Annotated in this window: 8 protein-coding genes; 6 read left to right on the top strand and 2 right to left on the bottom strand. The window is 59.2% G+C overall.

The window, feature by feature from the left end:
- Positions 1-313: 313 nt before the first annotated feature.
- Together P272_RS0103050 and P272_RS0103045 are read left to right on the top strand one after the other, a co-directional pair.
- The gene (locus P272_RS0103050; RefSeq protein WP_029678082.1) at positions 314-1,546 is read left to right on the top strand and encodes an FAD-binding protein; all 1,233 of its coding nucleotides are present in this window, start codon (positions 314-316) and stop codon (positions 1,544-1,546) included.
- A gap of 255 nt (positions 1,547-1,801) precedes the next feature.
- Entirely contained in the window at positions 1,802-3,292 is a 1,491-nt protein-coding gene (locus P272_RS0103045) for a tagaturonate reductase (protein WP_253269657.1), read from the top strand.
- A gap of 328 nt (positions 3,293-3,620) precedes the next feature.
- On the opposite strand, the gene P272_RS0103040 is transcribed toward P272_RS0103045, so the two are convergent.
- Entirely contained in the window at positions 3,621-4,748 is a 1,128-nt protein-coding gene (locus tag P272_RS0103040) for a mannonate dehydratase (RefSeq protein WP_029678080.1), read from the bottom strand.
- Positions 4,749-4,822: 74 nt separating this feature from the next.
- On the bottom strand, positions 4,823-6,466 hold the full coding sequence (locus tag P272_RS0103035; protein WP_029678079.1) for a mannitol dehydrogenase family protein: 1,644 nt from the start codon (positions 6,464-6,466) through the stop codon (positions 4,823-4,825).
- A 246-nt stretch (positions 6,467-6,712) separates the two neighbouring features.
- Between P272_RS0103035 and P272_RS0103030 the strand changes: the two genes are divergently transcribed.
- The 4 genes from P272_RS0103030 (at position 6,713) to fdxA (ending at position 11,401) form a co-directional block, all read left to right on the top strand.
- Positions 6,713-7,744, top strand: coding sequence for a LacI family DNA-binding transcriptional regulator (locus tag P272_RS0103030; protein WP_044097722.1), 1,032 nt, complete (start codon positions 6,713-6,715; stop codon positions 7,742-7,744).
- Positions 7,745-7,933: 189 nt separating this feature from the next.
- Entirely contained in the window at positions 7,934-9,340 is a 1,407-nt protein-coding gene (uxaC, locus tag P272_RS0103025) for a glucuronate isomerase (RefSeq protein WP_029678077.1), read from the top strand.
- Between the two features lie 163 nt (positions 9,341-9,503).
- Positions 9,504-11,027 (top strand): amino acid permease, encoded by a 1,524-nt coding sequence (locus P272_RS0103020; protein ID WP_029678076.1) that lies wholly within the window; start codon positions 9,504-9,506, stop codon positions 11,025-11,027.
- Positions 11,028-11,083: 56 nt separating this feature from the next.
- The gene (fdxA, locus tag P272_RS0103015; protein WP_029678075.1) at positions 11,084-11,401 is read left to right on the top strand and encodes a ferredoxin; all 318 of its coding nucleotides are present in this window, start codon (positions 11,084-11,086) and stop codon (positions 11,399-11,401) included.
- Positions 11,402-11,446: the final 45 nt, after the last annotated feature.

The following is an 11,446-nucleotide window of genomic DNA, read 5'->3' as shown; positions in this document are numbered from 1 at the left end:
GAATGTGGCCTAGACGTTGGCGTGCTTCAGGGATTATCAAACCCGTTTTCGGATGCTGAGACAACAGCGCCTCTATAGGCGTTCCTTATAAGAGGTTATTCAGACTCTGCCGTCCTTGTTGGTAGCATCGGCTGACCGCGGATAAATCAAGAGCACCTACCCATGTGCGGCTCTATATTTTGCTTTTGTCTGCCGTAATTCACTGTATCGAGCCAGTGGGTCGAGAAGGCAGATCAGGACAGCAGATCAGATGGCTGGTAGGCAAGAAAGGCTCTAGATCAACTCTGTCGCCTGCGATGATACAGTGAAATACATGTCAGAAGCAGCCACTGCCAACATCTCAACTCCGACATTTGCCGATATCACCACCATAGGTGTGGGCGGGAGCATGGCCGCCTTCGTTCAGCCCCGAAGCCGTGTGGATATGATCGAGGCTGTGGAGGGCGCGGATTCCAAGAGGCTGCCTCTCTGCCTGATCGGTGGGGGGTCCAACCTGCTTGCCTCTGACCAGGATTTCCCGGGCGTGGTTGTGCGTGATACCCGTCAGGACATCAGCGTGCCTGACGAGGTGGCACCGCCTGAGGGTGGCCTTCCCGTCGTTCACATCAATGCCACGGCTGGGACCAACTGGGATGACCTCGTCTCCTACTGCGTGCGCATGCACCTGATCGGGTTGGAGGGTCTATCCGGCATCCCAGGTACTGTCGGGGCTTCGGTAGTCCAGAACATCGGCGCCTACGGCCAGGAGGTCGGACGCCTGGTCGACTCGGTTGAGGTCTGGGATCGCCAGGACAAAGTCACCGCTTATTTGCACGCCTCGGATTTGGATTTCGGATACAGGACCTCCCTGCTCAAGCAGACCATGTACCAGGCGCCGGCTGTGCCCGACGCACGGTTCTTCCCAACGCCGCGCTACGTGGTGCTTTCGGTCACCCTGGTCCTGCGACACGGATCAGAAGCTCGGGTGGGTTCGGTCCAGCTGGCCAAGGCACTGGGCGTGGAGCCAGGAGCAACGCTTCCCCTTGAGCGGATTCGACAGGCGGTTCTGACCGTCAGAGCAGACAAGGGGATGTTGGAGGATCCCTACCGGTACCTGACCGATTGGATGGGATCATGCCGTCGAACCTCCGACCTGGAAGAGGCTCTGGAGTCGGTCCAGGATGACCTTCACGGCCCCAGGGGCGAGCGGGTGTTGCTTGACCGCCACAGCTGCGGGAGTTTCTTCACCAATCCGATCATCACTCGTGAGGCCGCTGATGCCCTGCCGGCGGATGCCCCTCGTTACCCTGTCGAGGGTTCGGCATTGGTCAAGACCTCTGCAGCTTGGCTGATTGATCATTCAGGTTTCCACAAGGGATTCGCCTTGGAGCAGGGGTCGGCTGCCGCCCTGTCCGACGTGCACACGCTGGCCTTGACCAACCGGGGAGGTGCCGGCTCAGACGACATGGTGGCCCTGGCCCGTGCCATACAGAAAGGCGTCGATTCCACCTTCGGCATCCGCCTGATTCCCGAGCCCGTTACTCCGGGCATCGACTTGGCCTGGTAGCCCCATCTTCAGGATCCTCTTCTTCCGACCCTCAGATCGATCCGAAGATCTGAGGGTCTGTTTTTGACAGATGCCCATCAGCAATGCCAGGACAAGCAACAGCCGGCAACATATTCCTCTGCCATTCCCCTATCGCATAGCTTGAAAACTGCAATGATCGAATCGGACCTTCACCCGCTTTGTCGCTGGTTGAGACAGGCCTGTCGGATCCATCAGTCCTGGTTATGGAAGGAAAGTTATGCGGTTTCCCAGGACATGGCGGTCAGCGGGCGCCAGGCAAAAGGACGGAGAGGAAGCATTGTGGAAAGACTGCAGGAAGCAGTGGCCATGCATCTGGGATTGACCAGTTCAAAGGCAACTCGACGGCCCATCAGGATCATACAGTTCGGTGAGGGAAATTTCCTCAGAGGATTTGTTGAGTGGATAGTGCAGCAGCTCAACAACAAGGGCGTGTTTGGGGGAAACGTAGCAGTGGTCCAGCCCCGTGCAAATGGCAGAGTCCAAGCCCTGGAGGACCAGGAAGGGCTCTATACAGTCGTTTTGGAAGGTCTCAAGGATGGACAGCCGGTCCGCAGCCATGAGTTGATTGACTCCATCGGCAGGACTATCAACCCCTACCGGGACTGGGAGGGGTTTCTGGCTCTTGCCGATGATCCCGACACGCAGATCATCATCTCCAATACCACCGAAGCAGGCATTGCCGTCAACGATGGGGATAAGGTCACGGATCAGCCACCAGCGGGATATCCGGCGAAGTTGGCTGATCTGCTCAAGCGGAGGTTCGACAGGTCCATGCCAGGCTACCTGATTATGCCCTGTGAGCTCATCGCTGACAACGGTCCGGCCTTGCATCGGGCTCTGATAAATGTCGCTGAACGGTTCGGATGGGGTAAGGACTTCATCGAATGGCTCGATCGGGAGAACACTTTCGTATCCACTCTCGTGGATCGGATAGTCCCCGGCTACCCGCGCGAAGATGCCCAGGAGCTTTGGGAGATGCTGGGCTACGAGGACCAGAACATGGTCAAGGCCGAACCCTTTCTGCTCTGGGTCGTAGCCGGAGACCAGACCGCCCAGCGCAAGGTTCAAGAGCTGCTTCCCGCGCGGAAGGCAGGAATCGACCTGGTGACCTGCGATGCTGTACAGCCCTACCGTGAGCGCAAGGTTTATCTGCTCAACGGTCCTCATACCACCATGGCCCAGGTGGCTCGGCTGGCCGGATTCAAGACTGTAGGACAGGTCATGGGCGATAAGACCATGCGCTCTTTCATTACCCGCGAGATGGAGGAGGAGATTATTCCCGTTCAGACCCTGCCCAAGGAGGAGCTGGAGAACTTCGCTGCTGCGGTTCGCGAGCGGTTCGACAACCCCTTTGTCCAGCATTCTTTGGACTCGATAGGGTTGAACTCGGTCTCCAAATTCGTCTCCCGTCTTCTCCCGCTGGTCACGGCCAACCTAGAGCAGGGGTGTGGGCTTCCCGAACGCATCATCCTGGCGCTGTCCTGCCTATTGTGGACTTATGGCGGCAAGGCCGGTGAGGCTGTGAAGATTCAGGATGATCAAAAGGTCATCGATGCCTTCCACAAGGCTGCTGGTCAGGAGGATTTTGTCAATCGGATTCTTTCCGATGCTTCCATTTGGGGCCATGACCTGACCAGGATTGCTGGACTAACGGAAGCTATGCAGAAGAACCTGGACGATTTGGCTGACCGGGGTGTCCAGCCCCTGATTGACCGATTGGCATGAGCCAACAGCGCAAACGAGGGGTCAGTTGCCTCGAGGCAATTTTGACTATCGCATTTGCAGTATGTTGGCTTTCCAAGGTTGAAAGAGACTTCCTGCAGGGCGTGGTCCTGGCGGGAACACTGAATAAGTGTCTGATGCCGGGTCGGGTTTGCGATTGACCCTGACTGGCATCAGACACTTCCTTATTGTTAAGGATTCCTTCTGCTTCACATTTCAGGTCTGCTTCGCCGTCGGGCCAGGCTTGTCTTGGCGGATGAGACCAAGCAATAAGGTGCTAGAGCGGCGGCAATGAGAAAATAAAGGGCCCCCTTGCCTGGCTTATACTTCATCAACGGTTGTAGCGGTAAGCGTCCCAGACTCCAAGCAGATACTGGATGCCCATGGCACGGTCATAAAGGCCGTAGCCTGGCCGCGGTCTGCCGGCCTCCGTGTTCTCGCTCCACAAATGCCGTCCATGGTCGGGGCGGATGTAGCCCTGGTAATCGGCCTCGGCGTAGGCCTTCATGATGCCGACGGTGTCCACGTTCCCCTCGCTAGCGCGGTGACCCACCTCGTAGAATGAGCCCTGCTCATCGGTGAACCGGATGTTGCGCACGTGGCTGAAGTAGATCCTGTCCATGAAGGTTTTGACTGCATCCACGGCGTCGTTGCCCCGTCTGGATGAGAAGGATCCCAGGCACAGGCACAGCCCATTGCAGGGGCTGGGATTCAGGTCCAGCACTTGCTGGATTCCCTCCTTGCTGGAGACCACGCGCGGCCAGCCGAACAGGTCGAAGGCAGGGTCGTCTGGGTGGACGGCCAGTTTGACCCCGTAGCGCTCGCAGGTGGGGACCACGGCGTCCAGGAAGTACTTGTAGTTGGCGTACATCTGCTCGTGGTCCATTCCCTGATAAGCCTCCATCAGTTCAGGAAGATGGGCAAGCCGTTCAGGTTCCCAGCCGGGCACAGTCAGGGATCCGGCCCCCTTCAGGGTTTCGTCGATGATTCCCTGCGGGCTGAGCTGGTCCACTTGGTGCTGGTTGTAGTAGAGGGCGGTGGACCCGTCTGGGCAAGGGTGGAACATCTCCGTGCGCAGCCAGTCGAAGACCGGCATGAAGTTGTAGGTGACGACTTTGACCCCGGCCTTGCCCAGGTTGGCTACGGTCTCGATGTAGGCGTCAATGGCCTGGTCCCGGCTGATTCCGAGGACCGTCGAACCGGTCTTGATGGACTCATGAACGTTGACAGACTCAACCACGTCGGCGTTGAAGGTCTTGGTTACGCCTGCCGCCCGATCCCTGGCGGACAACTCGGTGATTGTGGACATGGCATCTTCGATTTCGTCCGGCTGCCAAACCTCGCCTGCCTGTTTATGGTGCAGGGACCAGACGATGGTCTCCACCCCAGGAATCTGACGAATATCGTCCAGGCTGATGGTGTCGTTGCCCTGGCCATACCAGCGGAATCCCATGTGCATGATGTTTTCTCCTTACATCCGGATCGGGCGGACCCGGCCATTGCCTGCCTTGTTCAATCAGTGGACTGCCGATGTCACCAGGCGCTTGCAGCCTTGTGAAGGGTGCTCGCTACAGCGCCATTGCCCTGGCACATGGCGGTCAGGAAGGTCTCGATTTTGTCGGCCAGCGGGGTGGTGTTCAGATCGGTTCCGAAGATGGAGGTATCGGCCAGGATGGACTTGATGGTCGTCGTCAGAGTCTCCTTCTTGGCTGACCCATTGAGTGGGATGTCAACCAGAATCCTTTGAAGCTCCTCCAGGCGCGGGTCTGGGCTCAACTTGACCGGCCGTCCGGCATCGTTAGTTCCATTGCTGTTCGAACCGATCAGCAGCCGCAGCCAGGCGGCGATGATCAGTGGGATGGCTTCCAGATCGGCGGTGTCAAGGTCCTTGGCTTGGATGTACTTGCTGATGGTGATTCCGTATCTGACCGGAATCTTCTGGGAGGTGTCGGCGCAGATGCGTGCCGGTGTATCGGGCAGGCCAGGATTGGGGACCCTGATCTCGATGACCTGGCGGAGGAACTCCTTGGGGGAGAAGATGCCCGGGTCCTCGACCACGGGCAGTCCTTCCACATACCCCAGGCGGGTGACCAAAGCCTTGAGGTCCGGGTCGGCGATGGTCTTTGACATGGTCGGATATCCTAGGAGCATCCCGAAGACGGCCAGGGCCGTGTGCAGGGGGTTCAGGCAGGTGGTGACCTTCATCTGGTCGGCGGCGTTGACCGTATCCTTGTCGGCCATGTAGACCCCTGCCTTCTCCAGAGGCGGGCGTCCTGCAGGGAAGTCGTCCTCGACAACCCAATACCAGGTTTCCTCAGTGTTGGTATAGGGGGCCATAGCGGTTCCGCCCCTGGTCCGGAAAGGTTCCGCATCGGCGATGCCCAGAGCCTTGAGACGGCGACCCACCTCCTTGTCAGGGTTGGGAGTGATTCTGTCGATCATGGTCAGCGGGAAGGTGATCTTGTTCTTGTCTCTGAGGTAGTCGCCGAAGCCTTTTTCGGCCAGGCCCCTTCCTATCCATTCGTCAGCCATCTGTCTGACGGCTTGGCCGAACCGCTCACCGTTTCGTGAGAAGTTGTCGGTGCTGACCAGGGCCAGTGGAAGGGCACCGGCCTGGTAGCGCTCCAGCAGGAGGGCCGTGATGACTGCGATGGCGCTCTTGGCTTTGTCGGGTCCGCCCTCGAATTCCGGAGCGATCCACGGCAGCGGCCGGGCTTGGGAGTCGACCAGGGCATAGCCTTTCTCGGTGATGGTCGTGGTGACCATCTGCAGGCTTGGATTGCGGAAGACCAGCTTCAGATCATGCAAGGGCTTCGGGTCCTCGCCCAGCGGGTAGGCGCCCGCAACGGAGGCGACCAAGGAGGTTTTCATGGATCCATCCGCTTTCAGGATGACCTGAAGATAGCGGCCGTCGAAGGGGGTGTAGGCCTGGTCGATGATGGCAGGGTCGAAGGATTCGGCTGCCAATATGCCTCGGTCGGTGGCTCCTGAATCCAGAAGTTGTTGGGCAATGGGGGCGTGAACTGCCCTGAAGAGGTTGCCTGCTCCGAAGTGGACCCAGGTAGGCGAGCGCTTGGTGGCCTGGCGCATGGCCTCAATGTCATAGGTTGGCAAGGTCACGCCCGCTTCCTGCCAGGCTGCAGTCTTATTATGTATCTCGTCGCTCAGGTGAAGCATCGGTGTCTTCCTTTATCAAAAAGCCATTCCGCGGGGACTGGGCGTATTCGCTAGACCCCCTGCTTGCGAACCTACCCAAGTCGGAGCTTGTGTACCTTCGGAGTTGCCGTTTGTTTCTCACCAGACTGCTGTGGGCTGTTATGGGCACTGGGGAATTTCTTATACTTGGAAGCTAAGAAGTACTCGGCCTCGTTAGCCTGTGTTCCATGCGCCATGGGGCTGAGGAGGAAAGGCTGATACGGATAGATGAAGACCGAAGCAGATTCGGATGACGGTTCCTCCAAGGGCAGCCGCCGCATCACCATATATGATGTGGCCCGCCAGGCTGGTGTGTCTCCTTCAACGGTCTCGCGCACCTTTTCGCGTCCGGATCGGGTCAGCATTTCGACCGCTCGGATGGTTCAGCGGGTCGCTGATTCGTTGGGTTATCACAGCGACATGGTCGACAGCAGGTCAGACTCCCAGGGCAGGGGGCTGGTGGCGGTCATTGTGCCCGACCTGGGCAATCAGTTTTTCACAGGCGTCATCCGCAATATCCAGGACGAGTGCGAGCGTTTCCACTTCGAAACCCTGATTCTTGATACGCGGGAGTCCATCACCAGGGAGCGCAGGATCATCGATGCGGTCGCCCCCGTGGTCTCGGGAATCATCCTGGTCTCTCCTAGGATGCCCGATGCCATGATCCGCAAGTGCGCCCAGCTGCGTCCTCTGGTCAGCGTCAACCGTAATGTTCGGGGCGTCTCCAGCATCAGCATCGACTCGTCCAAGGGGGCATGTCAGGCGGTCGATTACCTGCACGCATTGGGGTACCGGAGTCTTACCTATTTGGACGGACCGGCAGCCTCCTGGTCAGGTGGCATACGGTGGCGGCACATCTTCAATGAGGGTGAGGCCAAGGGGATGAACGTCAAGCGCTCGCTGCCTTGCGCCCCCACCTTTTACGGAGGCTATTCCTTTGCCGAGAAATATCTGGAGAATCCTACGGGAGCGGTCATTGCCCACAACGACTTGATGGCGATAGGCCTGATCGCGGCCTTAAGACGGCTTGGTTGCGAGTGTCCTCGTGATGTCTCGGTCATCGGGTTCGACAACGACATCATGTCCATGGTGAGCAGTCCGCCTCTGACCACCATTCATATGTCCCTTTCAGCCCTTGGACGGGGAGCCGCCGACCTCCTCATGCAGCGCCTTTCCGGAGCCAACCTGTCTGTAGCCCCGACGGTTCCGGCCCGTCTGGTCATCAGACAGAGTACGGGCAAGGCTGCGTCAGGTTCCTGATCAGGGCAGGTCCCGACAAATCATGGCAACATCATGCTGTGCCTTTTCTGGCGCGCATAGTCTGACTAACAGCATATGAGAGTTCCGATCGTGTAGATGCCCCGCCTGCCCCTTGGCCCGTACAGGAGAATTGAGAGCAACGCGGAAATTCGAATGCCGGACCTGCTGTTTTCGACTAAGGAGTTTGTAGTGGCTTTTCTGGATGACGATTTTCTTCTCGGGACGCAGCTGTCTCGGGAGTTGTTCCATGATGTGGCTGAGAATCTTCCTTTGGTGGATTATCATTGCCATCTGCACGCCAAGGAGATCTATGAGGACCCCAACTTCGATAATATCGTCGATGCCTGGCTGACGGATGGTCACAATTATGGAGACCATTATAAATGGCGGTTGGAGAGGGCCAATGGCGTTCCGGAACGGCTGATCACCGGTGACGGCGACCCTTGGGGCAAATTCATGGCTTATGCCCGGACCATGGAACAGGCTGTGGGCAGCCCGGTCTATCTGTGGACGCACATGGAGCTACGGAGGTACTTCGGCATCTGCGAACCCTTGACCACCAAGACCGCCAGGTCCATCTTTGACAAGACCAACGAGCAGCTGGCCACTCCGGACTTCTCGCGAAGAGCGCTTCTGCGTCGCATGAACGTCAAGGTGGTCTGCACCACGGATTCCCCTGAGGACAGTCTGGAGTACCACGATCGATTTGCTGAGGAGGGGGAGTCCTTCAGGATGGTCCCTGCCTTCCGCCCGGATGCGGCCCTGAACCCGACCGCCAAGGGGTATGGCGAGTGGATCGGCATAATGGAGTCGGTCTGTGGCAAGCCTATCAATGACTTCAGCGACCTGGTCGACGCTCTGCACAGTCGTGTGGATTACTTCCATCAGCATGGTTCCAGACTCTCCGACCATGCTGTCGATGTGGTGGAGTTCGCTCCGGCGACTGTTGAGCAGCTGGATGCCATCTTCAGCAAGGCCAGAGCCGGGTCCGGGCTGGGCAGGCAGGAGCAGGCCCAATACCGTGCAGCCCTCCTCCTTGAGCTCATGCGGATCTACAAGGATAAAGGTTGGACCATGCAGCTCCATCTTCATGCCAGCCGCAACAACAATTCGACAGCCTTCCAGCGGCTGGGTGCCGACACGGGTTATGACGCCATGGCGGACGGTTCGGTGGCCGCCCCCCTGGCGGCCCTCCTTGACCAGGCGCAGCGCTCGAACACCCTGCCCAGGATCATCGTCTATTCCCTCAATCCCAACGACTACATGGCCATAGCCACTGACCTGGGCTGCTTCGGCGGCGATGATCGGGGCCAGCTTCAGCTTGGCAACGCCTGGTGGTTCAACGACACCATCACCGGGATGCGCCGCCAGCTTGAGGTTCTGGCAGAAACCTCACTCCTGGGCAATGCAGTGGGTATGACCACTGACTCCCGCAGCTTCCTGTCCTTCCCCAGGCACGAGCTCTTCCGCAGGGTGCTCTGCGGTCTCCTGGGCGACTGGGCGGCCCAAGGCGTCATTCCTGATGACGAGGAGTATCTTGCCCCTCTGGTCCGCGCGGTCTCCTATGAGAACGCCCTGGCACTTTTCAAGAGCTGATGCGCAGGTTAGCGGAAGCGCACGGCTTGCATTAGGTGGTTCCGGTCGTGCTCCCCAGCGGGTAGTATCCCGAAATGGGCAAAGTCCGGACTTGTGTATTCCCATCTCCTATAGTGATGGGCCGGAGGAGCTTACGGCACAATACCTCACGATTGGGAGCAGGATGGAATTATTCAGGAAGAAATCGGTTGAACAGACCCTGGCAGAGACCGGGGAGGAGGGCAGGTCGCTCAAACGGACGCTGACCACCTGGGACCTGGCCATCATGGCCGTCGCAGTGGCCGTAGGCGCCGGCATCTTCTCGGTGGGGGCCCAGGCGGCGGCCTTCCATGCGGGGCCGGCCGTCATCATCTCCTTCGTCATCGCAGGCATCGTCTGCGCGGCAGCCGTCATGTGTTACGCGGAGTTCGCCTCCATGATCCCGGTTTCAGGCTCGGCCTACACCTTTACCTACAACACCATGGGTGAACTGGTGGCCTGGATCATCGGCTGGGACCTGATTCTGGAGATGCTCATGGCCGCCTCGGTCATCTCCAAGTACTGGGGCGTCTACCTGAACGACTTCATCCATCTGATGGGGGGCACCTCATTCAGCTCCAGCTTCCATGTGGGCGGCCTGGACGTGGACCTGGCCCCGCTGGCGGTAGTCACCCTCTTCACGGTCCTTCTGGTTCTGGGCACCAAACTTTCTGCCCGGTTCGACGGCGCCTTGACCGTCCTCAAGATCGGCATTGTGGTCTTCGTCATCGTGGTGGGCTTCTTCTATGTCAAGTTGGACAACTACCGGCCCTTCATCCCGCCGTCCGAACCGGCCTCGGCTGTTCCTGGTGCCAGCGTGCCGGGAATCATGGGCCAGCCGCTCTGGCAGTGGGTCTCGGGCATGCAGCCCACCATCTACGGTGTCCCCGGCATCCTCTCAGGCGCTGCCCTGGTCTTCTTCGCCTTCGTGGGCTTTGATATTGTAGCTACTACCTCCGAGGAGGCCAAGGAACCTCACAAGACCATTCCCCGCGGAATCGGCCTGGGCATGCTGATCGTCATCACCCTGTACATACTGGTCGCCATCGTCACCACCGGCATGGTCTCCTACAAGGATCTGGCCAAGGCCAAGAACCCCTCCCTGGCCACCGGCTTCGAGATGGTCGGTGCTCCCTGGGCCGCCAAGATCATTTCCTTCGGCATCGTGGTGGGGCTGACCACCGTGGTCATGGTGCTCCTGCTGGGGCTGACCCGTATTGTCTTCGCCATGAGCCGCGACGGACTTCTTCCACGTGCCCTGTCCCGCACTGGTCGTCATGGCACGCCTGCCCGCATTCAGATCCTGGGTGGCATCGTGGTGGCCGTGGTGGCCTCCTGCTTCCCCATAGACGTCTTGTCCGACATGGTCAATATCGGCACGCTCTCGGCCTTCCTGCTGGTGGCCATCTCTCTGCCCATCATGCGCAAGCGCCGGCCTGACCTGCCCCGGTCCTTCAAGATGCCAGGCAACCCCTGGGTTCCCATTCTGATCGCCCTGGCCTGCCTCTGGCTCATGCTCAACCTCACCGTGCTGACCTGGATCCGATTCGTAGTCTGGCTGGCTGCAGGATTGGCCATATACTTCGGCTATTCCTACCGGCACTCCCTGCTCGGTCGGCATCAGCTCAGCGGGAAGATATCCAAGGCCACGCAGGCCGGTTTGGACTGACTGGAGCGTCGGCGCTGCAGTGTAGAGTGAGTACTCGCATACTCAGGAGGTAACCCATGACCTACGTCATCGCTCAGCCCTGCGTGGACGTCAAGGACAAGGCCTGCGTGGACGAATGCCCGGTGGACTGCATCTATGAGGGCGTCCGTTCGCTCTACATCAACCCCAACGAGTGCGTGGACTGCGGTGCCTGCGAGCCGGTCTGCCCGGTGGAGGCCATCTTCTACGAGGACGACCTGCCCGAGGAGTGGACCTGGTACAAGGACGCGGCTACTGATTTCTTCGCCGAGGTGGGGGATGCCGGCGGCGCTGCTGCGGTCGGCCCCTACGATCACGATCCGGAGGGTGTGGCGGCCCTGCCACCCAACAAGTAAGTCGATAAAGGCTGACGAGCCGCGGATGGGAGCCATCCCACCGCG

Source organism: Bifidobacterium sp. 7101, assembly GCF_000499285.1.
GTDB classification, from domain to species: Bacteria; Actinomycetota; Actinomycetes; order Actinomycetales; family Bifidobacteriaceae; genus Bombiscardovia; species Bombiscardovia apis_A.
Note: the sequence above shows the minus strand (reverse complement) of the source record. Positions and strands in the feature narration are given on the sequence as shown.